The sequence below is a fragment of the Paenarthrobacter sp. 2TAF44 genome, from assembly GCF_052114885.1.
In the GTDB taxonomy this organism is placed as follows: domain Bacteria; phylum Actinomycetota; class Actinomycetes; order Actinomycetales; family Micrococcaceae; genus Arthrobacter.
In genome coordinates, this window is record NZ_JBFRFP010000001.1 from 258,226 (window position 1) to 282,113 (window position 23,888).

20 protein-coding genes are annotated in these 23,888 nt (G+C 60.2%); 10 read left to right on the forward strand and 10 right to left on the reverse strand.

Annotated features, from left to right (window positions below):
• Positions 1–123: 123 nt before the first annotated feature.
• Positions 124–546, forward strand: coding sequence for a pyridoxamine 5'-phosphate oxidase family protein (locus AB4Z15_RS01115; RefSeq protein ID WP_442005500.1), 423 nt, complete (start codon positions 124–126; stop codon positions 544–546).
• Here the strand turns inward: AB4Z15_RS01115 and AB4Z15_RS01120 are convergent.
• From AB4Z15_RS01120 to AB4Z15_RS01130, 3 genes are all read right to left on the reverse strand, one after another.
• Positions 540–2,432 carry a heavy metal translocating P-type ATPase gene (locus AB4Z15_RS01120; protein WP_442015654.1) on the reverse strand — a complete coding sequence of 631 codons (1,893 nt, stop codon included), beginning with the start codon at positions 2,430–2,432 and terminating at the stop codon, positions 540–542. The genes AB4Z15_RS01115 and AB4Z15_RS01120 overlap by 7 nt on opposite strands.
• Positions 2,433–2,436: 4 nt before the next feature.
• Positions 2,437–3,504, reverse strand: coding sequence for a zinc-dependent alcohol dehydrogenase family protein (locus AB4Z15_RS01125; RefSeq protein ID WP_442015655.1), 1,068 nt, complete (start codon positions 3,502–3,504; stop codon positions 2,437–2,439).
• 118 nt (positions 3,505–3,622) lie between these two features.
• Positions 3,623–4,093 carry a pyridoxamine 5'-phosphate oxidase family protein gene (locus AB4Z15_RS01130; protein WP_442015656.1) on the reverse strand — a complete coding sequence of 157 codons (471 nt, stop codon included), beginning with the start codon at positions 4,091–4,093 and terminating at the stop codon, positions 3,623–3,625.
• Between the two features lie 158 nt (positions 4,094–4,251).
• On the opposite strand from AB4Z15_RS01130, the gene AB4Z15_RS01135 reads away from it, so the two are divergent.
• Complete coding sequence (locus tag AB4Z15_RS01135; protein ID WP_442015657.1) at positions 4,252–5,958, forward strand: GAF domain-containing sensor histidine kinase; 1,707 nt, start codon at positions 4,252–4,254, stop codon at positions 5,956–5,958.
• A 3-nt stretch (positions 5,959–5,961) separates the two neighbouring features.
• Here the strand turns inward: AB4Z15_RS01135 and AB4Z15_RS01140 are convergent, their stop codons facing one another.
• Positions 5,962–6,660, reverse strand: a complete 699-nt coding sequence (locus tag AB4Z15_RS01140) for a response regulator (RefSeq protein ID WP_442015658.1) — start codon at positions 6,658–6,660, stop codon at positions 5,962–5,964.
• A gap of 229 nt (positions 6,661–6,889) precedes the next feature.
• On the opposite strand from AB4Z15_RS01140, the gene AB4Z15_RS01145 reads away from it, so the two are divergent.
• The 3 genes from AB4Z15_RS01145 to AB4Z15_RS01155 all read left to right on the forward strand — a co-directional run bounded on the left by AB4Z15_RS01145 (position 6,890) and on the right by AB4Z15_RS01155 (position 9,755).
• Positions 6,890–7,252, forward strand: coding sequence for an SPW repeat domain-containing protein (locus AB4Z15_RS01145; RefSeq protein WP_442015659.1), 363 nt, complete (start codon positions 6,890–6,892; stop codon positions 7,250–7,252).
• 112 nt (positions 7,253–7,364) lie between these two features.
• Entirely contained in the window at positions 7,365–8,750 is a 1,386-nt protein-coding gene (locus tag AB4Z15_RS01150) for an MBL fold metallo-hydrolase RNA specificity domain-containing protein (RefSeq protein WP_442015660.1), read from the forward strand.
• Positions 8,751–8,891: 141 nt separating this feature from the next.
• Positions 8,892–9,755 carry a universal stress protein gene (locus AB4Z15_RS01155; protein ID WP_442015661.1) on the forward strand — a complete coding sequence of 288 codons (864 nt, stop codon included), beginning with the start codon at positions 8,892–8,894 and terminating at the stop codon, positions 9,753–9,755.
• A 51-nt stretch (positions 9,756–9,806) separates the two neighbouring features.
• Here the strand turns inward: AB4Z15_RS01155 and AB4Z15_RS01160 are convergent, their stop codons facing one another.
• The 4 genes from AB4Z15_RS01160 to AB4Z15_RS01175 all read right to left on the reverse strand — a co-directional run bounded on the left by AB4Z15_RS01160 (position 9,807) and on the right by AB4Z15_RS01175 (position 13,181).
• On the reverse strand, positions 9,807–10,673 hold the full coding sequence (locus AB4Z15_RS01160) for a universal stress protein (protein ID WP_442015662.1): 867 nt from the start codon (positions 10,671–10,673) through the stop codon (positions 9,807–9,809).
• A gap of 105 nt (positions 10,674–10,778) precedes the next feature.
• Complete coding sequence (locus tag AB4Z15_RS01165; protein ID WP_442005510.1) at positions 10,779–11,312, reverse strand: flavodoxin family protein; 534 nt, start codon at positions 11,310–11,312, stop codon at positions 10,779–10,781.
• Positions 11,309–11,779 carry a universal stress protein gene (locus AB4Z15_RS01170; RefSeq protein WP_442015663.1) on the reverse strand — a complete coding sequence of 157 codons (471 nt, stop codon included), beginning with the start codon at positions 11,777–11,779 and terminating at the stop codon, positions 11,309–11,311. The genes AB4Z15_RS01165 and AB4Z15_RS01170 overlap by 4 nt, the downstream gene beginning before the upstream one ends.
• A gap of 88 nt (positions 11,780–11,867) precedes the next feature.
• Complete coding sequence (locus AB4Z15_RS01175) at positions 11,868–13,181, reverse strand: GAF domain-containing protein (RefSeq protein ID WP_442015664.1); 1,314 nt, start codon at positions 13,179–13,181, stop codon at positions 11,868–11,870.
• A 227-nt stretch (positions 13,182–13,408) separates the two neighbouring features.
• Here AB4Z15_RS01175 and AB4Z15_RS01180 point away from each other — a divergent pair, with 227 nt between their 5' ends.
• Both AB4Z15_RS01180 and AB4Z15_RS01185 read left to right on the forward strand, forming a co-directional pair.
• The gene (locus tag AB4Z15_RS01180) at positions 13,409–15,814 is read left to right on the forward strand and encodes an HAD-IC family P-type ATPase (RefSeq protein ID WP_442015665.1); all 2,406 of its coding nucleotides are present in this window, start codon (positions 13,409–13,411) and stop codon (positions 15,812–15,814) included.
• A gap of 71 nt (positions 15,815–15,885) precedes the next feature.
• Positions 15,886–16,887 carry a zinc-dependent alcohol dehydrogenase family protein gene (locus AB4Z15_RS01185; protein ID WP_442015666.1) on the forward strand — a complete coding sequence of 334 codons (1,002 nt, stop codon included), beginning with the start codon at positions 15,886–15,888 and terminating at the stop codon, positions 16,885–16,887.
• Positions 16,888–16,930: 43 nt separating this feature from the next.
• Here AB4Z15_RS01185 and AB4Z15_RS01190 read toward each other — a convergent pair whose 3' ends face one another.
• Together AB4Z15_RS01190 and ppsA are read right to left on the reverse strand one after the other, a co-directional pair.
• Positions 16,931–20,104: an HAD-IA family hydrolase gene (locus AB4Z15_RS01190; RefSeq protein WP_442015667.1), complete on the reverse strand. Its 3,174-nt coding sequence runs from the start codon at positions 20,102–20,104 to the stop codon at positions 16,931–16,933.
• Positions 20,101–22,521 carry a phosphoenolpyruvate synthase gene (gene ppsA, locus AB4Z15_RS01195; RefSeq protein WP_442015668.1) on the reverse strand — a complete coding sequence of 807 codons (2,421 nt, stop codon included), beginning with the start codon at positions 22,519–22,521 and terminating at the stop codon, positions 20,101–20,103. The genes AB4Z15_RS01190 and ppsA overlap by 4 nt, the downstream gene beginning before the upstream one ends.
• 127 nt (positions 22,522–22,648) lie before the next feature.
• Between ppsA and AB4Z15_RS01200 the strand changes: the two genes are divergently transcribed.
• Genes AB4Z15_RS01200 through AB4Z15_RS01210 form a run of 3 tightly spaced genes read left to right on the forward strand, consistent with a single transcriptional unit; the run spans position 22,649 to position 23,888 of the window.
• Positions 22,649–22,978: a DUF3040 domain-containing protein gene (locus tag AB4Z15_RS01200; protein ID WP_442005516.1), complete on the forward strand. Its 330-nt coding sequence runs from the start codon at positions 22,649–22,651 to the stop codon at positions 22,976–22,978.
• Complete coding sequence (locus AB4Z15_RS01205; protein ID WP_442005517.1) at positions 22,975–23,442, forward strand: flavodoxin family protein; 468 nt, start codon at positions 22,975–22,977, stop codon at positions 23,440–23,442. The genes AB4Z15_RS01200 and AB4Z15_RS01205 overlap by 4 nt, the downstream gene beginning before the upstream one ends.
• Complete coding sequence (locus tag AB4Z15_RS01210) at positions 23,442–23,888, forward strand: universal stress protein (RefSeq protein ID WP_442005552.1); 447 nt, start codon at positions 23,442–23,444, stop codon at positions 23,886–23,888. The genes AB4Z15_RS01205 and AB4Z15_RS01210 overlap by 1 nt, the downstream gene beginning before the upstream one ends.

Consider the following 23,888-nt stretch of genomic DNA (forward strand, 5'->3'; position numbering starts at 1 on the left):
GTGAACAGATTGCCGCAGGACCTTGGACTCTGTTGGCAGGCACGACCGCAGCCATAGGATCACGACATCAGATGGCAGGAACCCTTGGCGCCTGTCCCGTCCGCACCACAGGAGACAACGATCATGGAAAATGACGAGCGGCCCGGCACCGTCCTGTCTGAGGACGATTCATGGAAAGTCCTCGAACGCAACCAGCATGGTCGCCTGGCCGTCAGCGTTTTGGGTGAGCCCGACATCTATCCCCTGAACTTCATCGCCCACAACCATCGGCTGCTCCTAAGAACCAACCCGGGAACGAAGCTGGCCGAACTGACGGTGAATGAGAAGGTGGCCTTCGAAGTGGAGGAGATTGTAGATGCAGAGGCATGGAGCGTAGTTCTTAAGGGCAAGGCGAGGGTTATTGAGTCGCAAACCGAAATCGACGAGGCAGACAAGCTGCCCCTCAAACCATGGATTGCCACCCGCAAGTACACCTACGTCGAAATTACTCCGACAAGCATCCAGGGCCGTTACTTTGAACTTGGGGATGAGCCGGAACGCTACTGACGCGGAATCCGTTCGCGTGGGACGGTTTCCAGTTGTGCGGGCTTGAAATGCTGCACCGGTCCAAGTGCCCTTAGCGCGTTCAGAATCGTCGCCAGGTCTACAAGTTCCTGCAGCAGTGCTCCGGCAACAGCCGGGATCACCCCGAACGATGCCATGACCATCAGGCCCAGGCTCAGCAGAATGCCGGTCCAGATACTCTGCCGGGCAATCCGCAGCGTGTACTCCCCGATGTCCACAGCCGACGCGACCCTGGACAGGTCATCGAGCATGATGACGACGTCAGCCGACTCGCTGGCTGCGGTGGCGCCTTTGGCGCCCATGGCGACTCCGACGTCGGCCGCAGCCAGGACGGGTGCGTCATTGACGCCGTCGCCCACCATCATGACTTGCCTCATCGGCAGGGACGCAACGGCAGCGACTTTGTCGGCCGGCAGGCATTCCGCCAGGACGTTGCCGATCCCGGCAACAGCGGCAATGTGGCGGGCAGTACTGGCGGTGTCGCCCGTCAGCAGCATCGTCTCCACGACACCGAGCTTCCGGAGCAAGGCGAGTGTATCAACGGCGTTGGTGCGCAGCGGATCGCTCATGATCAGGCTTCCGGCATATGTCCCATCGACACCGATGTACACGGCGAGCTGCCCACCGTCCAAGGGTGTGCGTTCGAACCCGCTCGTATTTGCGCTGACGAACGCAGGCTTTCCTACGAGAACCGTCTGCGGCCCCACAGCGGCGCTGACACCATTGGTGGCGTGTTCGCTGGCACCGGATGCCGGCAACAGAGGTAAGCCACGCTCGCGAGCCGCTTCAATGACAGAAGCCGCGAAGACATGGGAGGAATATTGCTCGGCCGATGCCGCCAGCTGCAGCAGCCTGTCCTCGGACTGGGTTCCCCCGGCAGCAAGCCGTATCCCGGACAGGACGGGCCTGCCCTGAGTGAGGGTCCCGGTCTTATCGAACACAGCCGTCTTCACCCGGCTGAGCTTCTCCAGCGTACCGGCGTTCTTAATAATGATTCCTGCTTTGGCTGCACGGCTGGCACCGGCAAGAAAGGCGACAGGTGCCGCTATCAACAGAGGGCAGGGTGTCGCCACCACCAGTACCTGGGCAAAGCGTAAGGGATCCTGGCTAAGCAGCCACGCCGTACCGGCAAGAAGAAACGCAACCAGTGTGAACGGCACTGCGTACCTGTCAGCCAAGCGCACCATGGGGGCGCGGCTCGCTGCAGCTTCCCGCACCAAGGCGACGATCTGGCTGTACTGGGACTCCTCCGTTGAGGCAGTGGCCACCATGCGTATGGCGTCGGCTCCGTTCAGGGAGCCACTGAGCAGTAGGTCACCCTTTGCTCGCTCCGCCGGCAGGCTTTCCCCTGTGATCGCGGACTCGTCAAGAATCCCGACGTCGGACAACATCCTGCCATCGACGGGGACCGTTTCTGCCGGCTTCACCAAGAGGAGGTCGCCAGGACGGATGACATCGACACCAACGTCCACCACCTGGCCATCCGATCCCTCGCGATGGGCGCTCCGGGGAGCACGCTCCAACAACGCTCGGAGCTCTCTTGTGGCCCGGCCCTGTGCAAAGTCTTCCAGCGCCTCGCCGCCGGTCAACATGAGGACGATGACCAATGAGGCCACGTATTCCCCAACCGCTGCTGTGGAACCAATCGCCGTCACAGCCAAGAGGTCGATGCCCCACCGTCCCCGAAGGAGGCCTTTGACCATGGCCACCGTACGGTATAAGGCCACCGAGAGTGAATAAATGGTGGCTGTTCCCTGGGCCGCAGCGGCGTGTCCCGCGATGACCAATCCCGCAACGATGACCCCTGCCAGCACGGTGGACGCTACCAAAGGAAAGCGCAGCGCAAGCTTCGCTACTTGCGGTGCCATGGCGCTAATCATGCGGGGTTCTGCTGAGGACCACTTTCAAAGCCTCCGTTTCGACCGCCCTTGAGAATGTGTCGTACGCATCCACAATCTGGTCAAGCGCGAAATGATGGGTTGCGAATTTCCCGGCAGGTAGCTTTTGTTGGGCGACGAGGCGAAGCAGCATCGGAGTCGTGTTGGTGTTGACCAAGCCCATGCTGATATTGACGTTACGGATCCAAAGATCTTGGAGCGGAAGTTCGACGGGCTTCCCGTGAACGCCAATGTTTGCAACATTTCCCCCTGGCCGCACCAAGCGCAATGCCATCTCAAAAGTCTCCGGGAGCCCGACGGCTTCCAGGGCAACATCAACCCCGGCACCATCAGTGAGGGCAAGGACCTCACTGATCCACTCGGGGTTCATTGGATTCACGGCGTGCGTCGCACCAAATTCTGCCGCCCGGGCCAGGCGGCTCTCGTTGGGGTCAATGGCAATAATGGTCGCGGCACCGTGAAGCCCCGCCGTCGCCATCACTGCCAAGCCGATGGGCCCGGCGCCAACTACGGCAATGACGTCACCGGGGGCCACGCGACCATCGCGGACACCGATTTCGAAGGCTGTGGGAAGGATATCGGAGAGCATAACGGCCTGATCATCGCTTACCCCGGGTGGGAGCTTGTGGAGCGAGTTGTCCGCGTACGGGACGCGAACGAATTCCGCTTGGGTCCCGTCGATGAGGTGACCGAAGATCCACCCCGTCCCCACCTGGCCCTCTTCTCCAAGGCAATGGGAAAACAAGCCCTTCCTGCAGTTGCTGCAATGGCCGCAGGACTTGATGCACGAGATGATGACCCGGTCACCAACGCGCAGGCCACTAACCGAGGTGCCTATCTCGGTGACGGTACCGACGCCTTCATGCCCGAGGATCCGTCCTGGCTGTACCGCCGGGACGTCTCCCTTGAGGATGTGCAGGTCCGTCCCGCAGATGGTGGTCGTGTCAATGCGGACAATCGCATCCGTAGGGTGGGTGATGCGTGGATCAGGAACGTCTTTCCAGGACGTGGATCCTGGTCCTTCATAAACGAGTGCCTTCATGGTGTGGTCCATTCCTGTAGGAGCCTTGGAGCAGGAAAATGTACTGCCGTCCCTCCACCAGGACGGCCATGCGGGCGTCGTTAGGGCCGTTGGTCCTGGCTGCCGCTGAACGGCGCGGTCATTCCAAACCCGCACGGGTGGCATCGTCCAAAGGGCTCCACCAAGTCAATGGTGGTGTCACCTTGAAACGCCTCCCGGTCATGGTCGTGGGAATAATCCGTACAAAGTGGTCCTTCCGCCCGGCTTGCCAGGGGAAAAGCAGCAATCCCACGGTGTCCAGTACTTCCTGCGTCAACTGGATGCTTGCAGCCGTGCCCTTCACCACCACGCTCCATGCAACTCCAGAGCCGGTATCCACTCCATCAGCTTCCAAGGCAACGGGCGTTGCCCCGAGTGCAGCATGGAGTTTCGTTCCTTCGCCGGTCCGGAAGACCAAGGTGCCGTGGTCAACTTTGTAGTTGATGGGGAAGATATCGGGATGGTCGCCCATCCACACTGCCAGACGGCCCACGGATACGCCGCGGAGCTGCTCCCAACATTGCTTGGTGTCCAGGTGCTCGGCCTCGGGTGCTGATGGTTCGTTCCTCATGCGAGGATCCTAAGCCTGCCTCGGTTGCTGCGACAGGGCCCAAAGACCCCTTCTGGCTACGGCTATCGCTAGCCGTACGGGCCCGGAGTAGGCTGACACCGAAAGTGCCAAGCAGTAACGCCGTGCACCAGGCTGGTGGCAGGCGCCGAAAGGCGGCAATGACAGACTCTCCCAAAGTCCCACGCGAACACCAAACGGGTGCTCCAGCGGTCCAGCTGGAGGACCTGATGATGGACTTCACGTCCAGGGCAGGCGAGTTACTGCAAGCCCAGGAAAGGACCCGGGGCCTGCTCGAAGCCGTGGTGGCCGTTGCAGAAGACCTCAGCCTTGAAGCCGTGCTGGAGCGGGTGGTTACTTCCGCATGCAAGCTCCTGCAGGCACGTTATGGCGCCTTGGGTGTCATCGGCGAGGACAACGCGCTGAGCCATTTCATAACAGTGGGCATCGATGATGATTTGGCGAGCCGGATTGGTCCTCTGCCCACAGGACACGGGGTTCTGGGACTGCTCATTACCGAGCCTTCACCTTTAAGGCTCCACGACCTCCGTGAACACCCGATGGCCTACGGCTTCCCGCAGCACCACCCGCCGATGAAGTCTTTCCTCGGTGTTCCAATCCGCATCCGGGACGTCGTCTTCGGCAACCTGTACCTGACAGAGAAGGACGGCGGCGAGGACTTCACCCCGGAAGATGAGGATGTCGCGGTGGCATTGGCGGCAGCCGCCGCCGTCGCGATCGAAAACGCCCGGCTCTACGAGGACGCGGGGCACCGGACGTCATGGCTTGAAGCATGTATGGAAATTACGGGGCTGATGCTGGAGGAGGGACAGGCAGAAAGTGCCGCACTTGACCTCATTGCAGACACGGCCCTTCGGGAGTCAGGATGCCACCTTGCCGTGGTTCTGAAGCCTTCGGCTGAACACGTCCAGGACTACACCGTGGAGGGGGTAGCGGGCGGGAAGGGCGCGGCCCTGAAGAGTCGCGTTTTATCGTTGGATTCCACGGATTTCCTTGACGTCACCCTCAGAGGAGCAATCAAAGGCGAGGATCCTTGGCACCTCCTTGGCGATTCGGCCGATGAGTGCCCGGGAGAACTGCTTGTCGTAAACCTCAGTGCCCAAGGAACTCATCAAGGGCTGCTGGTTCTTGCTCGAAAACCCGGCACCGGGTCCTTTTCCACCACCGTTGTTGATATGGCTCCGGTCTTCGGTTCACATGTAGCCCTGGCTTTGGCACTGGACCGGATACATCGGTTCCGGGAGCAGCTGGTGGTTTTCACTGACCGGGACAGGATTGCGCGGGACCTTCACGACCTCGTCATCCAACGCCTCTTTGCGGCGGGACTGAGCATCCAGAGCCTGCGGCGCTACACCGCCGGCGGCTCAGCCCTTGAACGGATCGACGCCATAACGGAGGAACTCGATACCAGTATCCGCGACCTCAGAAACACCATCTACTCCCTGCGGACAAGTACCCACGACCACGAACTCCTGAGCAGTCGGATCTTCCAAACGATTCAAGCCGGGGCAAAATCGTTGGCATACACCCCGCATCTGACCTTGATCGGCCCCGTTGATTCCGTAGAAGACGATGTCACGATCGGGCACCTCCTGGCGGTAATCTCGGAGAGCCTCAGTAACGCTGTCCGCCATTCCGATGCGAACACCATCTCCGTGTCAGTTCGGGTGGCTCATGGCACGCTAAGCACGGAGCTCACAGACGACGGCTGTGGTTTCACGGCTGTGGGATCCGGTAATGGGTTGGCGAACATGGCCCGGAGGGCTGCAGAACTCAACGGGTCATTCAGCGTCACCAGCACGCCTGGCAAGGGTACTTCGCAGGCTTGGTCCGTTCCGCTGCCCTGAGCGTCAGCGAACGGAGCCAGCGTCCTCCTCGGGTACGTGGGCCATGAAAACTGCGGCTTGGGTCCGTCGCTCGAACCCAAGTTTCGCCAAGAGGGACGAGACGTAGTTCTTCACCGTCTTTTCCGCCAATAGCATCTCCTCGCCAATCTGGCGATTGGTCATCCCCTGGCCGACGTATTCCAGCACGCGCCGCTCCTGGGGAGTCAGGGCGGCTACGCGCGGATCGAGCCTCTTCGGTTCAGTGAGTCCTTGGATAATCCGCGCCTTCACGGAATCATCGAAGAGCGACTCGCCGCGCGCCGCCCTGCGCAGCGCACCCAGTAGGTCTGAACCGCCGATTTCCTTGAGGATGTATCCCGCGGCTCCTGCCAGGACTGCACCTCGCAGAGCCATTTCATCGTCATAGCTGGTCAGAATCAGGCAATTCAGACGAGGATCTATGGATCTAACGTCGCGGCAGACTTCGATGCCCGTACCGTCAGGCAGCCGTGCATCCAGGACTGAGACGTCGGGGCGCAATGCCGGGATACGGCGCGTCGCTTCCTCAGCAGATCCCGACATGCCCACCACCTGAAACCCTTCGCTTTCCAAAAGCTCCTGCAACCCGCGGCGAACCAATTCGTGGTCATCAAGAATGAACACGCGAACAGGACTTTCTGGCGAACCCACCCCAGCAAGGCCTGGGACATCCTGGTGATTCATGACATTCCCTCTCCGGCGGAAGCGGCAACCGCGCTTGCCGACATTTCATCGATGCCAAATTCTTGCCGACTGCATGTCTGCGCCACAAGGGCACAAGGACCCATCCCCGCGCGTGACTTTAGGCCCTATTAGGACGAGGAGATTAAACGGACGCTAGGAGAACAGGAGACGAAACCGCCCAGCATCAGGCCCCGCGGGTGTCTCCAGACAATAAAGGAGCAAAATTCCGATGAAGAAATGGACACGATGGCAGGATTGGACAGTAGTCGCGGCGGGCGCCTACGCGGCGCTGTCGGTCTTATGGACCACGCAAGCAGGATCATCAACGGCCATCATGGTCACCTTAGGCACACTGCTTGTCATCTGCGGTGTCGTCAATCTTGCATTGCCGGGAATGCCGGCCGCCGAATGGGCACAAGCGATCATCGCAGTGGCTCTCTTGTTGGCCCCTTGGGTGGGTGGCTTCACATCAGCGACTGGCGCTGCGTGGAGCGCATGGATTCCGGGTGCTGCCGCTTTGATCGTCACCGCGTTGGCGATCAAGCCCAGTACGGAAGAGTACCGGCACCACCACGCGGTGCCGGCCCCTTAGGTACCAAACCTGCATCTGGCGCCGGACTACCTTACGGCGCCAGATGCCGCCAAGGTCTGCTCTGCGGCCAATTCCCAGGGCAGGCGCCGTCGACTTGAGTGGTTAGGGCATAATGCAAACCAGGAACGTCGCTTCACTCCGCTTCCTTGGAGCAACCGATACTGTCACAGGGTCCCGCTACCTTCTGGAGTTCAACGGGACGCGCGTCCTCGTGGACTGCGGCCTGTTCCAAGGCTATAAACGTCTCCGCGAGCGCAACCGGAGGCCGTTTCCAGTTTCCCCGGGCTCCATAGATGCCGTGCTCTTGACACACGCCCACTTGGATCACAGTGGGTACGTCCCGGCTCTCGTCCGGGACGGTTACCGCGGCCCCGTATACACCACTCACGGCACCAATCAACTGTGCAAACTCTTGCTGCCGGACTCCGGCCACCTGCAAGAGGAAGAGGCCCGGTATGCCGAACATACTGGCTCTTCCATCCATGTGCCCGCCTTGCCCATCTACACGGCCGCCGATGCGGTGAGATCGCTAAATAGTGTCCGCCCTGTGGACTTTGACGCACCCGTCGAGCTGGGTCACGCCTTTGATGCGACATTCGTTCCCGCCGGGCACATCCTTGGTGCTGCCCAGATCCATGTACGACTCGGAGAGCATTCCGTCCATTTCACAGGTGACCTGGGCAGGACCGATGATCCATTCATGTACCCGCCCCGGGATCTTGAATCCACTGATGTCCTGGTGACAGAGTCTACCTACGGGAACCGGACCCATCCGGCGGCGGGTTCTGACATTGAACTGGCCGAAGTTGTTAACCGTGCAGCAAAGCGCGGCGGTGTCGTCTTGATTGCGGCGTTTGCCGTGGGGCGTGCCGAGACGCTGATGCTCCAGCTTGCGCGTCTCCGCCGGAAAGGGCTGATTCCGGACATACCGGTGTATTTGAACAGTCCCATGGCCATTGACGCGTCCTATATTTACCAGCAACATCCGGAGGAACATCGCCTGGGTCCGGAGGAATTCAAGAGCATGTACGAGCTCGCCATTATGACCAGGAGCGTCGATGACTCGAAACTCCTCAATCTCCGTGGCGGGCCAATGATCATCATCTCGGCCAGCGGAATGCTCACGGGAGGGCGGATACTTCATCATCTGGCCGCCTATGGCAGCGATCCACATAATGCTGTGGTTCTCAGCGGTTACCAGGCAGGAGGTACCCGCGGAGCCGCCCTTGCCGCGGGGTCCCGGCAACTCAGGGTTTATGGACAGGATGTGCTGATCCGCGCGGAGGTTGTTCAATTGGAAGGTTTCAGCGCCCACGCCGACGCCGACGGAATTATCCGTTGGATGCGTTCAGCACCGCGGACGCCACGAATGACCTACATCACGCATGGAGAGCCTGAGGCCTCCGATGCACTCCGTCTGCGCATCAAACGTGAACTGGGCTGGAAAGCACGAGTTCCCGACCACCTGGAAACCATCATGGTGAATGCCCCCGATTAGCAAAAGGCACACCAGTCTGCCGCGGCCGCGTTCCGCGGGACTTCCGACCCTAACCCTTTGAAAAGAGCAGGCAGAAGCTGGACTGACAAGACCCGGCAAACGGATTTTCCGGGGAATCATCGAACAAGAACTGGAGCAGTCATGAAGGAAGCAATTGTCGTCGGTGTCAGCGATGCGCCCAGTAGTGAGGCTGCGACCCGATGGGCCGTGCAAAGGGCCGCTGCCCTTAAATTACCTGTGCTCCTGGTACACGCTGTGGATGATCGTTGGGCCTACGATGCCATCGGCTATAACGAGTGGATCCGGGAGTCCGGTGAAAAATTCCTTGTTACTGCCAAAGACCGGGCCGAAAAAGTCGAGCCAACGGTCAAAATCAGCACGGATCTCGTCTCGGGAGGAGCCGGGTACGCCCTGCGCAAGCGGTCAAAAACCGCATCGATGGTGGTTATTGGTTCCGGCCACAGTTGGGCCGGCGGATCGCTCGCGGATCGTGCGCTACAGGTTGCTGCCGTGGCGAAGTGCCCCGTAGCGGTGATCGCTGAACATGATATGACCAGTCGACACGGCGTTCTGGTCGGAGTTGATGGTTCCGAAGAATCCACTCAGGCCGTGGCATTCGCTGCCGCAGAGGCAGACCGTGAAGGGCAGGAGCTAACCGTGCTGCACGCTTTCCGGACACCGGATCCATGGGTGGATCGGGGAGTGCCCCACGGCAATTTCTTTGAACTCGTGACCGAGGAGGAACGGGTGGTTCTTGCGGAAACGGTCGCGGGCTTGGCGGATAAATATCCGGATCTTGTTGTGCACCAGAACTTGGAGACCCACATGCGTCCTGGCGAGGCGCTGGTAAATGCCGCCGCAACAGCCCGCCTGTTGGTCGTCGGCAGCAGGGGCCGTGGCGGCTTCAAACGTCTACTGATGGGATCTACGGCCCACGCAGTCCTCACCAAACTGCCCTGCCCAACAATCATCACCAGGATCCAGCCAGTCAAGCATTCCGAGTAAGTAGCGAGCAGCAGGCCCTGGAACCCAATGGCTCCCCGGGCCTGCTGCTCATTACTGCTCCCTCGCTTCCAGTGGGGGCCTTACCACCACGACAGGACAGGAAGCATGATGGAGAACGGCATGCGCCGTTGAGCCAATACTGCCGCGGACAAGACCCTGCCCCATAGTTCCCACAACGATTAACTGGGCATCTTTCGCTGCACTAAGGAGCGTTCCGGCAACGGAGGTCCCCGTGAGCAGGAGGTCTTCAAGCTCGAGTTCGGGCGAGGTGTTGCGCACGGTACGTACTGCCGAATGCAATATTTCCAGGGGACCAACGTCACTTGCTTCAGCGTGGGCTTCGTGTCTCTTTCGGACATGCACAATCCGAAGCGATGTGCCCGCATAGGAAGCATGAGAAGCGGCATAGTGAAGCGAAGCCTCCCAGCCTTCCCGATCTATGCCAACGACGACGGGTCCATCCGGGTGGTCGGTGGACCGAACAACAGCCACGGGACACGCTGCAGTGGCGGCCAACTCCAGGCTCACGGATCCCACGAGCAGGCCCATAAAGCCTCCTATCCCCCGACTTCCCACAACCAGCATGGAGGCGCCTCCCGCCAACTTGCGAAGGTTCTCGGCCGGCCAGCCGTACACCAGGCTCTTCGTGATTTCCACCGACTCAGAAGCCTGACGGGCGCACGCGACCCCCTCGGCAACTATTGATTCAGCGGCGTGTCGCAGGCCGCTGTCAGCTACACCCGGCACGGGTTCCATGTTGTGTGTTATGGCCGGCCAAAGGGAACAATGCACTAATTGCAGCGCGCAGCTTCTCAGCTCGGCTTGCCGGGTCGCCCACTGAACTGCCGTAACGGCCTCGGGAGACCCGTCAAATCCGACGACGATCCGCTCGCTCTCTTCCCGCTCGCTCTCTTTCATTGTTCCTTCTTTCCAAGCCTTGGACTGCCCTTTGGTAACCGTCAAGCCAGGAACACATTCCAGCCTGTCCAGCCGGTCATGCTGGGCAAGGTCATCTGAAACTCCCTATCTTCCGGCGTCAATTAACCTGGCCAGAGCTTGGCCCCACTTTGCGGCGCGGTGGAGCTCGTCTTCGCTTATCGAAGGTTCCTGGCTGACTTCGAAGCTCTCCGGTTCTGCAATGAGCTCGAAGCCGGCTTTTCGTAACCCGGAGGTGATGTGTTTGGATGCTCTGCCGGTGAGGAATGCCGGACCGTGGTTGCGGGTGTCGAATGCTGCGGCTTTTTGGCCCGGGATGGCAGGTCGGAGCTGGGCCAGCCACTCACGTATGCCGACGTTCGCATCGATATCGTGGCCAAGGGAACCGGTCGCGGCAGCGACGTTTGCTGCGGAGTGTCGTGTTGCGGGTCTGCTCATTCCGTGAGCATGGGTAGGTCCACCGACGATCAGCAAGGCACAATTACCCAGGTCATCGGCGACTACATCGGAAACGGAGACCGCTCTGGCCCCGGGCTCGCCATCAAAGCCGCTGGCAATTGCTTCAGCTACCCTGCGGGTAGTTCCGTACATTGTTTCGTAGACCACCAAGATGTCCATCATGGTCGCCCTTCAGTGGCTTCGGTCGAGTGGTCCTCAGGTACGTGGACCACGAGAACCGGGCAGTGGGCATGAGCAACGCACGCTGAGGTGACTGATCCCAGCAGCAAGCCTCCAAAACCACCGTGTCCACGTCGCCCCACAACGATCATGTCTGCCTTCCGGCTAGCTTCGATCAGTCCTTGTCTGGGATGACCCTGAACAAGCCGCGAATGGACGTTGTCGGGCTGGGTCGGGCCGAAGGCCATTTCCACGGACTGCTTCAGGATTCGCCCGGCGGCTTCCTCAAAACCGGTAATGCCCATCACCACATAGCCCTCGTAGACGGGGGGATAGTCCCAGAAAGCCGTGGCAACCACGTCAACGCCCAACGGCGTCGCCAACAGTTGGGCTTCTTGGAGTGCAGCTATGGACGCATCGGAGCCGTCGACTCCGACGATGATTTCTCCTGTTGAGCCGGCTTTGTCCATGACTGTTCTCCTGCCGAATGAAACGTTCGATCCCTCCACAATGGCGCTGCAGGGCGTCCTCGGACAGGGTCCAAAGTCACGGAGATGCTTATTGCGTGGGCGGGGATTCTTCGGAACGGAGGTCTTCGATTGTCTTTCTGAGAGTGCGGATGGTGTCATCCAATTCCGACGTGACATGCATCATCCGCTCAACGGCTGCGGGGTCCACCAGGAATCGCTTCAAGTTCTGCATTCCCAAGCCGGCTGCAAATATACGCTGAATGACGAGGTCATGAAGGTCGCGGGCTATGCGCTCCCTGTCCGAGAGCAACAAGGCCTGCTCACGAAGGGCGCTTACTTCCGCGAGATCCAGTGCAAGGCCGATCCTGCTGCCAAACAATGCACTGGATTCCAGATCAGAACGGGTATAGGCCGCGCCGCCAACGGCCCGGGCCATCAGCAGAACTCCGTTTCCCCTCCCCCTGTGGCCCAGGGCCGCTACCAACACAGTGCCCAGCTTCTCCGACACCTCGGGACCGAGAACTTGTGAAGCATCCTGCACGAGGCGGGAGTCGCCAGTGGCAAGCACTGATGCTACTACCTCGGAGCCCGGCAATTGCTGGCCCGTGTTCAAGCCCTGCACTCCGACCGCCGATCTACAACGGACCTCTCCTCCGGGCGTTGGTATGGCAACGACACCCAGGATTGAGTCGGAAGCACGGACGGCCGCCTCCGCGACAAGATCCAGGTTGCCGGAGTCGTCGTCGGGCTTGCTTGCAATGAGGCGGCTGCCAAGCTCCATGCCCGCTTCCAACCATCGCTGCCGGCGATTGCTTTCGTCGAACAGGCGGGCGTTTTGGATGGCGACGCCGGCTGCTGCCGCCAGTGCGATGGCAAGCTCCTGATCATCTTGGCTGAAGTCCTTCCCGTCCCTCTTCTCGGTGAGGTACAGGTTGCCAAAAACAATATCGCGGACACGGATTGGTACTCCGAGAAACGACTTCATGGGAGGATGGCTTGCCGGGACTCCCACAGCCATTGGGTGAGCGGTGAGGTCGTGAAGACGGAGTGGTTCGGGTTCGCGGATCAGGTGTCCCAGGACACCATGCCCGGTGGGAAGATCGCCGATGGATCCAATGGCGTCCCCATCCATGCCGACCGTAATGAAGTGGCTTAGCTGCTTATCCTCTCCAATGACGCCAAGAGCTCCGTATTTGGCGTCCACCAACTCGCAGGCCGACCGGACGACGCGGTCCAGGACAACTTCCAGGCTGAGGTCCTCGGCAATGGAAATTACCGCTGAGAGCAACCCGTTCATTTGTTCCTGTGCATGGATCATCTCATCCGCACGCTGCACGAACTCACGGAGGAGTGTTTCAACGCGCCCCTTCAGTGGGGAGCGCCAAGGGTGATCCGCGCCCATAGGCCTTTACCTCCCTGCGCCGCTAATGGCCTGCCTCTCCCGAGTCTAGGTGAGTCGTCGGCATACGGGTACAGATCACGGGTCAAGGGCCCGAACACGTCTTGGGAGACATGACCTTCGACCCTACACCTGCCGTCAGGAGACTGGGACGATGACAAAGGTGATACCAGCATGGCGAAACATACTTCCATGAGAGCCGTTAGCACAGGCGGTAAAGGTCGGCGACGATGATCACACCCAACATCCCGATGGCGGGCCTTTCCGAAGAGGAAGTCTCCCAGCGGGTCCGGGACGGTCTCGTGAACGATTTGTCGACACCTCCCAGCCGTAGCCTGTTGGCCATAGTCCGTGCCAATGTACTCACGCTGTTCAATGGCATCGTAGTGGCGGGTTTCAGTTTGCTGCTGTTCCTTGGGCAGTGGAGGGACGCGCTCTTCGGGCTGGCGGCCATAGGAAACGCCCTCATTGGCGTGGTTCAGGAATACCGCGCCAAACGATCCCTCGACCGCTTAACCATCGTCCACGGAGCAATGGCCAGAGTGGTGCGGGAGGGAAATGTTCAGGAAATCCCCGCACATGACGTGGTGCTGGATGACTTACTTCTGCTTTGTGCAGGTGATCAAGTCCCAGCAGACGCCCATATTGTTGGACCGGGTTCGCTTGAAGTCGACGAGTCACTACTGACAGGTGAATCGGCACCTGTCACCAAACACCGGGGGGATGTGCTGTTGGCCGGGTCGCTGGTCTTCACCGGCTCCTGCCATACCCGGGTATTCAGGGTTGGCCATGAGACCTTTGCCAACCGGCTGGCCGCCGACGCCAAGCGGTTTTCGCTCGTCAGTTCAGAAATACGCACAGGTATCAATCGGGTGCTGCGGGTTCTCGCCTGGGTTGTCCTGCCGGTGACGTTGCTGGTGTTGAATTCACAGCTGCTCCAACAAGGGGGATGGGAGGCCGCACTGGCCTCTGGAGCTTGGGCACAGAGCGCTGTTTCGACTGTGGCAAGTACAATCGCCATGATTCCCCTGGGACTGGTACTCATGACCAGCGTGGCTTTCGCCGTAGGCGCCGTCCGCCTCGCGGGCCAGAAGGTCCTGGTCCAGGAGCTTGCAGCTGTAGAAGTGTTGGCCCGGGTCGACGTCCTGTGCTTGGACAAGACAGGAACGCTAACAGACGGACGAATGGCCTTCGACGCCGTTCACCAGCTTCGAGGTGAAGTCCAGGACGGCTGGCGACAGGCTTTGGCTTGGTTCGGGGCCAACGAGCCTGCCAACGCCACATCCCTGTCCATCGGAGACGCCTTTCCCCTCAAAGTGCAACTGACCCCTCTCTCTTCAGTGCCGTTCGACTCTACGCGCAAATGGAGCTCGGTGACCCTGCCCAATCTCCAAGGCGATTCCAGTACCTGGATTCTCGGCGCACCGGAAGTTGTATTTGCCGGCGAATCGCCTGACTGTAGGCTCGCGCGGCAACGGGCCGGGGAGTTGGTCTTGTCGGGGGTTCGCACCATGGGAATGTCCCGCTCGAGCCAATGTACCGAAGCGACTGAAAGTGCCTTGCCCGGTGACTGCGAGCCTGTCCTGGTGCTGACACTGCGGGAAAGTATCCGGTGGGATGCGCCGCGCACTTTGGCCTACTTCCGGGAGCAAGACGTCACCATAAAAATTCTTTCCGGAGATGACCCCAGAACCGTTGGTCTTCTGGCCCGGAAGTTGGGTCTGGAAAACCCGGATGCTATCGACGCCAGTAAATTGACTGGGGACCCGGCAGCCTTGCAGGATCTGGTGGACGCGCATTCAGTGTTCGGACGCGTCTCACCGGAACAAAAGAGGGAGCTGGTGCTTGCACTGCAACGTCGCGGTCACACGGTTGCCATGACCGGAGATGGAGTCAATGACACATTGGCGCTCAAGGTGGCCGATCTCGGCATAGCCATGGACTCCGCTGCTCCCGCAACCAAAGCCGTGGCACGCATCGTCCTGCTTGATGGCAGATTCAGCCGGCTTCCTGCCGTCGTGGCCGAGGGGCGGAGAGTGATCAACAATATGGAGCGTGTCTCCATGCTGTTTCTCAGCAAGACAGCCTACGCACTTGTGATCTCGCTACTATGCGGAGCACTCCTGCTCCCTTTCCCATTCCTTCCACGCCAGCTGTCTGCCATCGATGGCCTCACCATCGGGCTGCCTGCCTTTTTCCTGGCACTCCTGCCCAATAGGCACGACTATACGCGCGGATTCCTGCGGCGGTCATTAGCCTTCTCAATACCGGCAGGCGTGGCCATCGCCGTCGGGATCACCGCGCTCAATTTCTACGTCCAAGCTACGGGCCGTTTCAGCGTGGACCAGGCGCGATCCGCCTCATCGATGGCCTTGGCGCTCATAGGATCCTGGATCCTGGCGGTCATCGCGCGACCCCTCAACCTACGGAAGGCGGCCGTTATAGCCGCAATGTATCTGGGCACTGTCATCGTATTCACCTTCCCGCCCTTGAGTGGGTTCTTCCGACTTGAATGGCCCCCAGGAGACCTCTTCCTGGCGACTTTCGTAGTCGCGGTGGCGTCCAGCACCGCCGTCGAGATTGCCGGTCGACTCCGGAGGAGTCCTCCTCCCAGGCCACATGGCGAAGGACCATGACCTTCGGCTCTGGTTTACGGCGCTGAAAGCATGCAAACCTCCAGGCGTAGGACTACGAAAGGAAGCTGGCAATGCATGCATGGTGGGTAGCAGATCCAGGACCGATAGCAAACCGTCCCCTGGTGCAGGGGAAACGGAAAGACCCCCAACCACAGGCCGGGGAATTGCTGATCCGTATAAGTGTTTGCGGTGTGTGCCGAACGGACCTTCACCTGGCTGAAGGTGATTTACCGCCCCGCAATGCCAATGTAGTGCCGGGCCACGAAGCCGTCGGAACAGTCCTCGAAACCGGGTCCACTGAAAGCAGGTTCGCGCCCGGAGACCGGGTTGGTGTTCCATGGCTCGGCGGCACCTGTGGAACGTGTACCTTCTGCCTCCGCGGCAACGAGAACCTCTGCGTGGCGCCAACGTTTACTGGATGGGACCGTGACGGCGGGTTCGCGGAGATGATGACGGCCCACGAGGACTTTGTCTATGCTATTCCGTCCGGCTTCACCGATGAACAGGCCGCCCCGCTTCTGTGCTCGGGAATTATCGGTTACCGCGCGTTGAAGCGAGCTGCCCTGCCGCCAGGAGGGCGCCTGGGCATCTACGGCTTTGGGGGTTCCGCCCACCTCACGGCGCAGATTGCGATGCATCAGGGCGCCTCCATCTACGTCATGACACGTTCAACAGAAGCACAGGCGCTCGCCCGGTCCTTAGGCGCCGCGTACGTGGGCGGCGCCTCAGACGAGCCTCCGGTCAAGCTCGATTCAGCCATTCTCTTTGCACCAGTAGGAGAGCTGGTGCCCACCGCATTGAGGTCCTTGAACCGAGGAGGGACCCTGGCAATTGCCGGCATACACCTCACCGACATTCCCTCACTCAACTACGCCGATGACCTCTTCTACGAACGCCAACTCCGAAGCGTAACCGCCAACACACGCGCGGACGGGGTGGAACTCCTCGCCCTTGCCGCGGACATGGCGTTAAAGCCGACCACAACCTCATACGACTTCTCGCGTGCAGACCAGGCCTTGGACGATTTGGCCAATGACCGGATTACCGGAGCCGCCGTGTTGAAAATCAGCTGATGGGTAACGGCCATCGCCCCAGCTCGCCAGGATGCCCAAGGCTTCAAGGCTGTTCGCTGCGGCTCGTCGATTCCAGCCGGAAGCTTCGACTGTGCCCACAGGCGAGCATCACGGTCTGGTCATGGACTGTGACCCGGACAGGCGGGGCGTCGCCGGCGGCAGAGGATATTCGGATGCGTCCATCTTTCAGCTGGATGTCCATCAGGTGTCCCCGATAAGTCACGTGGAAGGAAACCGATCGAAGGCCGTGGGGCATGTTCGGTGTGAACGACAACCCCCTCCGGTCCAGCCGTAGCCCAGCGAAGCTTCTTTGGACGACGTCTATTGTGCCCGCCATCGCTCCAAGGTGTATTCCCGCCTTTGTGGTGCCATGCTGGGTGTCATCAAGGTCGGCGTCAAGGGCTTCCCGAAAGCTGTCCCATGCCCGCTCCGGGTCCAAGGCTGCCAATACTGAGGCGTGCGCGACCCTGCTCAATGTGGAACCGTGGGCCGTTCGGGCCAAGTAGTACTCGATCGTTCGATCCAACTGTTCCTGCTGCAAGTCGTACCCAAGGCGCCCCAGAAACGAAATAAGCCCCTGGCGTCCCAAGAGGTAGGGCAGCATAAGGACATCTGCCTGTTTGGCCAGCTTGTACCTATTGACGTCATCGCCCTCTGCCTCGAGGATGAGATCCAGCCGCTCAATGTTCTCGTACTGTTGGCGGTACTTGTCCCAGTCCAGTTCTTCCAATTGGTCATAACCGGCAAATTGGCTGATGATTCCATCCTCGGCGAATGGCACAAACACGGTACGGGACAGACGGCCCCACCGGATAACTTCCTGTTCGGTGATGCCAAGGCGTTCCAGAAGGTCGGCCAATTCATGGCCCGAGAAAGTTTCGGGAATCCCGGCTGCACAGCCCCATACCCACGCAGCCATCACGTTCGTATACGCGTTGTCATCTAGGCCGGGGTTTCCGTGTCCATGCAACCATGTGTGATACTCGTCCGGCCCCACCACGCCCCGGATGTGGTAGCGGTGGTCACCGGGGTCGTACTCAGCGACGGCGGCAAAATAACGGGCAACTTCCACCACAAGCTCTGCCCCCTTCTGAGAAAGCCACGCCACGTCATTGGTCGCTTCAAAGTACTGCCACGCGTTGAAAGCCACAGCCAGCCCTACGTGCATTTGCAGGTGCGAGTGGTCCGCCACCCAACGACCCGAACGTGCGTTATATAGCCACTGCGGGGTTTCTTCCCTCCCGTCACTCCCGCTTTGCCAGGGAAACCTGGCACCGGGCATGCCGTGTTGAGCCGCAGCCTGCCGTGCCGCCGGGAGCCGCCTCCATCGGTAGTCCAGCAAGGCCCGCGCCACTGCAGGTGTCCTGGACGTGAGAACGGGAAGTACGAACAACTCGTCCCAAAAGACATGACCACGGTAGCCTTCGCCATGCAGCCCCCGTGCAGGTACGCCAACATCAAGTTCAGTGGTATGCAACGTCAACGTCTGTAGAACGTGGAACAAGTGAAGGTTCAAAACGAGCTGTACCTGTGCTGGGGCGTCGAGATGGACCAAGAATGGACGTACCATCCGCTGCCATGCGGACTGGTGGGCCCGCAGGAGCTTATCGAAATCACAGCCGGCGCGTTCCAGGCTTGCGGCGGCCGCAGTACCGGCCGACGAAATAGGCCGATCCCGTGACGTGGCAACGGCCACAATCCTCGTAACCGTCACCGCGGCTCCATCAGCACAATGGGCTTCAAAAGTCCGAAAGTGGAATGCCCCTTTGCTCCCGGGGGTCCCATTGGTACCTGCCAACTCAACGCGAAGTCCAACGGCCAGCCGGATCTGGCTTTGGCTGGTTTCCGCTTCCACCATCAAGGTAGTGCCTGGACCGCGGCCCGCACCGTCCAACGTCGTCCGATCAATCAAATGTTTCCGACCGGTCAAAGGTGGCTCGGGAATGTTTGCGTTGCGTATGCCGACGTTGACCCCCACCCGGACTCCGATCAAGCCGCTCCAACCCAGCGGCCTAATGCGGGTCTTTATGGCGAGCAGATGGGGGTCTGCCATGGAGACGAATCGCGTTTCCCTGACTTCCAGACGTCGTCCGTCCGGTGACCCCAGAACGAGCCTGCGTTTGAGGACTGCCTTGTCCATATGAAGCGTCCTTCGTTCATGAACAGTTTCCAGCCCGTCGCGGGACCACCATGGGCTACCCTCCAACCGCAGATCCATCGGGAGGCAATCCGGACCGTTGACCATGTGTTCTTCGAGTACGGTCTCTTGGCCAATGCCCACGGAGACACGGTTGAACACTCCGGCCAGATACAGTCCCGGATATCGCGTCCTCCTGTGGATTTCGGTTACGGCGCCTCGGACGCCCATGTAGCCATTTCCGAGTGTTGTGAGTGCCTCACGATGTCCTTCGTGGTCTGGATCCGTTCCTTCAAAAATCAGCTTCCAGGGGTCACCCATGACAAGCCCAAGATCAAGTTCGCTGACGTCGTTGAGCACTACGTTCGCGCCGGCGGCTTCGAGTTCGTTCCGGGTCCCCAGACGGTCGATCCCCACCACCAGCCCGAACCCGCCCCGATGAGCCGACTGCACCCCCGCGACTGAGTCTTCTATAACCACGGCACGCTTTGGCAGGACCTTCAATCGGCGCGCTGCCTCAAGGAACACATCTGGCGATGGCTTCCCGGGTAGACCGAGGGTCGTGGCTGCCGTGCCGTCCAGGACGACGGCAAAGGTATCTGCCATGCCTGCCGCTGCGAGTATTGCAGTTGCATTACGGCTCGAGGTCACGAGCGCCACTGGAACTCCTGCTGCCTTCAAATTCGCCAGGAACTGTACTGTTCCGGGATAGGTTTGAACACCGTCGTCCCTCAGCCGCGCCAGATAGGCCTTGTTCTTCAGCGCACCCAACCCGAATGCGGTCCACTCACCTGTGGGGTCGCTTGGTAGTCCCGGCGGGATGCGAACACCCCGGGACGCCAACAGATCCGTCAAACCTTGTTCCCGGGGCTTGCCGTCCAACAACGTGAAGTAGTCGTTCGGTGTGAAGGCCCGGTGATCGGCATCTGCCGGAAAACGGGCATCATGGATGATCGCATCGTAGGCATCTTTCCAAGCCCTTTGATGGACCGTGGCAGTAATGGTCACTACCCCGTCCAGATCAAAAATGACGCCGTCATAAGGGGGTTTGGCCGCAGCAGCGGTGGGTGATCCCTTCATCTCCCGGCCTGGGCCGGCCGCTGTTCGGCGGACAATATCATTGGCAAAGTGCGGAGGAAAGTGTCCGGGTTCAATGAGATTGAATCAATACCTTCACGGACCAGGAATCCGGCGAAGTCGGGGTGGTTGCTGGGCCCTTGACCACACAATCCGATCTTGATTCCTGCAGCATGGGCCTCCGTGATGACTTGTGAAATCATCGTCGTCACGGCAGGATCCCGTTCATCAAAGAGGCCGGCCAACTGTTCCGAATCACGGTCCACGCCCAGAACCAGTTGAGTGAGGTCGTTTGATCCGATGGAGAAGCCGTCAAACCTCCGCGCAAACTGCTCTGCCAGGACTACGTTCGACGGCACTTCGCACATCATGTAAATCTTCAGCCCGTTATTGCCGCGCACCAGTCCGTGGGCCGCCATGACAGCCAAAACCGTTTCCGCTTCATGGACCGTGCGGCAGAACGGAACCATAACGATGACATTTGTAAAGCCAATAACTTCCCGGACGCGCTTCAGGGCCCGGAGTTCCAGTTCGAAACCCTCCTTGTACTCTTTGCTGTAGTACCTGGCTGCACCACGGAAGCCCAGCATTGGGTTTTCTTCGGGATGCTCGAAGAATTTTCCTCCCATGAGATGGGCGTACTCGTTGCTCTTGAAATCACTAAGCCGAACTACCACAGGCTTGGGATGGAACGGCGCTGCAATTTTCGCAATTCCCGTAGCCAGAACAGAGACGAAATATTCCTCAGGACTCTCATAATTGACCGTCAGCTCACGTATGGACCTCGCCTCGGCGGCATCGGTGACCCGTTCAGGGTGAACCAGGGCCATCGGGTGAACCCGGATCAAGTTATTGATGATGAATTCCATTCTGGCCAAGCCCACGCCAGCTGCCGGCAGCCGCCACCATCGAAACGCGGCGGAGGGGCTGGCGACGTTGATCATGACATCGGTCCGGGTGGACGGAAGAGTTCCCACATCCACTTCTTCGACGTCGAACTCCAGCTTTCCCTCATATACCCGGCCTTGCTCACCTTCAGCGCATGACACCGTGACTTGCGCGCCAGGCTTGAGGAGTCCCGTTGCGTTCCCGGTTCCAACGACTGCGGGGACACCGAGCTCCCTGCTGACGATGGCAGCGTGGCTGGTGGGGCCACCGTGATCCGTAACAATGCCGGCCGCCCGTTTCATGACAGGAACCCAATCGGGGTCGGTCATCTGTGTGACCAGAATCGAGCCTTCCACAAACGATTCAATGTCCCCCGCATCCCGGATGACGCACACAGGGCCTTGGGTGATCGACTCCCCTACCGCCGCACCGGTTGCCAGTATCCTGCCTGGGTGCCGCAGGTGGTGCATTCGGAATGTTGATGCAGACAGTTGGGCCTGGACGGTTTCCGGGCGTGCCTGAACCATGAACAGCTCGCCGGTGACCCCGTCCTTTGCCCATTCCATATCCATGGGACGCCCGTAGTGCTCTTCCACCGCTACAGCCCATCGAGCCAACTTCAGTACCTCCGGATCCGTCAGGACCAGCGACCGCCGTTCCTGATCGCTCGTGTCCATCATCTGCGTCCGGGCAGTGCCACCTTGGCTGTAAACCATCTTCCGTTCCTTGGCCCCGACCTCCCGCTGGATGACCGGGACAAGCGTCGGATCGCCCAGCAGGGGCTTGAACACTTGGTACTTATCAGGGTTGATGGTTCCTTGAACGACCGTCTCGCCCAGCCCCCAAGCCGCACTGATAAGGACGCTCCGTGGAAAACCGGACTCTGTATCAATGGAAAACATGACCCCTGAGGCCCCGACATCGGAGCGGACCATGCGCTGCACACCAACGGACAGCGCCACATCGAGGTGCCCAAAACCTTTGATCTCCCGATAGCTGATGGCTCGATCCGTGAACAGGGAGGCGTAGCACTGCCTGCAGGCTTGAAGGACTCCTCGCTCTCCTGAAATGTTGAGGTAGGTTTCCTGCTGGCCTGCAAAGCTCGCATCCGGTAGATCCTCTGCCGTTGCGCTGCTCCGTACGGCCACCGCGAGCTGATCCTGGCCAGCGCGTTGACACAGCATGCTGTAGCTCTCCTGCACGCTGCGGGCGAAGTCCGCCGGGAATTCCGCGGACAGGAATGATTCCCTGATGGCGCTTCCAGCTTGTCGCAACGATGAGCGTCCGGAATGGTAATCATCCAAGGAGAGGCTGATCACCGATTCCAGGGCGTTCGCGGAAAGGAATTGCCGATATGCGTCAGCCGTTGTGGCAAATCCGTCAGGTACCTTCACGCCCGCGGACCGCAGGGACCTCGTCAGCTCACCGAGAGAGGCATTCTTGCCGCCCACGGAGGGGATGTCCTGGATACCTGAATCTTCAAACCACAAGACGTGGGCGCTGTTCAACGAAGCTTCACGTGCTGAATACATGCCTTGATTCTGCACGCCCAGCCACTGCATGAGGAGGGTCTTTGGTCCCCTGCCCCGCTGTGACTTTTGGCCCTGTTTCGCCACGTGCAGGCGGCCCATGCTGGACAGGAGAGCAGGAGGCAAAACCATGGAACTCTCCAACTTTGAGAAGCTGGAACTGGACAAGATCGCTCGGGGCCTCGAAGAAGAGGATCCGAAGCTGGCCGCCCTCATGAGCTTGGAAAATCTTGGACGAATCCGGTGGAAGCATGCCTTCCGCGGAGCCCTTGTTGGCCTTGCGGGACTCGGTTTGCTGCTGGCCGGGGTCGCGGTGGGGGAACCAGTGCTCGGCATAACGGGCTTCATGGTGATGGGCGGCGGCACCTACTGGGCAACTCTCTTCATGGATGCCCATCCCGCCCGGCGGAAGACCCAGGCCGCCAGGCTCCACCACGAAAACGACAAGGAAACACCGTGAAGGCAGTTATTGTTTACGACTCCGCTTTCGGAAACACAAAGGAAATCGCGGAGGCTGTCGCCTCCGGCTTGGGAACGGCCAAGGCCAGGACAGTGCCGATCGCGCAGTTCCGGCGTGGGGATGTCTCGGCTGGCGACCTGTTGGTGGTGGGAAGCCCCATCAACGGCTGGCGGCCAACGCCGAAGATCATGGAAGGTCTGGCAGCTGTTGGCATGCAGGGACTTTCGGGAGTCCTGGCAGCTGCCTTTGACACCAGAGTCAAGCTGTTCATTCATGGCGATGCAGCGAAAAAGATCTCCCGGCAACTCAGAAACGCGGGTGCAACACTCGTCAGCCAACCCATGCCTTTCTATGTCAAGGGCACGGAAGGTCCCCTTCTGGCCGGCGAGCCTGAGCGGGCAAGGAATTGGGGCGGGGAGCTGCTAACGCTGATGAATACCCGTGCAACCAAGAGGAGCGCATGATGGCCGGTCGCTTGGACCCCAGCAAGATCATCGTTGGCGTCGATGGGTCCAAGGCGTCAGTGGAGGCGTTGCGCCAGGGCCAACATCTTGCGATGGCCCTCAACGCGCCGTTGGAGGCATGGGGCTGTTGGGAGCTGCCGCTCGGATACGAGGGATACCTGGCGATGGGCATCGATGGCTTCGCCCATGATGCAGAGCAGCACGTAAAGGATGCCCTTGAGGAGGCATTCGGGGCCCACCTGCCAAAGAACCTCAGCACCCGACTTGTCCAAGGCTCGGCACGGGCTGCCTTGGTGGAGGGCAGCAAGCATGCAGCACTCGTCGTCGTCGGCCGCCGTGGACATGGTGGCTTTGGTGGCCTCCTTCTGGGTTCTGTGAGTTCCGCAGTCGTGGCGCACGCCCACTGCCCCGTCGTCGTCGTCCATTCCCCCGAAACCGCTCCCTGA

Bases quoted from the DNA above. Each gene is read 5' to 3' on its own strand.
- AB4Z15_RS01180 (WP_442015665.1), top strand. From the start codon at position 13,409: ATGATCACACCCAACATCCCGATGGCGGGCCTTTCCGAAGAGGAAGTC.
- AB4Z15_RS01120 (WP_442015654.1), bottom strand. From the start codon at position 2,432: ATGGCACCGCAAGTAGCGAAGCTTGCGCTGCGCTTTCCTTTGGTAGCG.
- AB4Z15_RS01175 (WP_442015664.1), bottom strand. From the start codon at position 13,181: ATGGGCGCGGATCACCCTTGGCGCTCCCCACTGAAGGGGCGCGTTGAA.
- AB4Z15_RS01185 (WP_442015666.1), top strand. From the start codon at position 15,886: ATGCATGCATGGTGGGTAGCAGATCCAGGACCGATAGCAAACCGTCCC.
- AB4Z15_RS01145 (WP_442015659.1), top strand. From the start codon at position 6,890: ATGAAGAAATGGACACGATGGCAGGATTGGACAGTAGTCGCGGCGGGC.
- AB4Z15_RS01210 (WP_442005552.1), top strand. From the start codon at position 23,442: ATGGCCGGTCGCTTGGACCCCAGCAAGATCATCGTTGGCGTCGATGGG.
- AB4Z15_RS01140 (WP_442015658.1), bottom strand. From the start codon at position 6,660: ATGAATCACCAGGATGTCCCAGGCCTTGCTGGGGTGGGTTCGCCAGAA.
- AB4Z15_RS01125 (WP_442015655.1), bottom strand. From the start codon at position 3,504: ATGAAGGCACTCGTTTATGAAGGACCAGGATCCACGTCCTGGAAAGAC.
- AB4Z15_RS01150 (WP_442015660.1), top strand. From the start codon at position 7,365: ATGCAAACCAGGAACGTCGCTTCACTCCGCTTCCTTGGAGCAACCGAT.
- AB4Z15_RS01130 (WP_442015656.1), bottom strand. From the start codon at position 4,093: ATGAGGAACGAACCATCAGCACCCGAGGCCGAGCACCTGGACACCAAG.
- AB4Z15_RS01190 (WP_442015667.1), bottom strand. From the start codon at position 20,104: ATGAAGGGATCACCCACCGCTGCTGCGGCCAAACCCCCTTATGACGGC.
- AB4Z15_RS01155 (WP_442015661.1), top strand. From the start codon at position 8,892: ATGAAGGAAGCAATTGTCGTCGGTGTCAGCGATGCGCCCAGTAGTGAG.
- ppsA (WP_442015668.1), bottom strand. From the start codon at position 22,521: ATGTATTCAGCACGTGAAGCTTCGTTGAACAGCGCCCACGTCTTGTGG.
- AB4Z15_RS01115 (WP_442005500.1), top strand. From the start codon at position 124: ATGGAAAATGACGAGCGGCCCGGCACCGTCCTGTCTGAGGACGATTCA.
- AB4Z15_RS01165 (WP_442005510.1), bottom strand. From the start codon at position 11,312: ATGATGGACATCTTGGTGGTCTACGAAACAATGTACGGAACTACCCGC.
- AB4Z15_RS01135 (WP_442015657.1), top strand. From the start codon at position 4,252: ATGACAGACTCTCCCAAAGTCCCACGCGAACACCAAACGGGTGCTCCA.
- AB4Z15_RS01170 (WP_442015663.1), bottom strand. From the start codon at position 11,779: ATGGACAAAGCCGGCTCAACAGGAGAAATCATCGTCGGAGTCGACGGC.
- AB4Z15_RS01200 (WP_442005516.1), top strand. From the start codon at position 22,649: ATGGAACTCTCCAACTTTGAGAAGCTGGAACTGGACAAGATCGCTCGG.
- AB4Z15_RS01160 (WP_442015662.1), bottom strand. From the start codon at position 10,673: ATGAAAGAGAGCGAGCGGGAAGAGAGCGAGCGGATCGTCGTCGGATTT.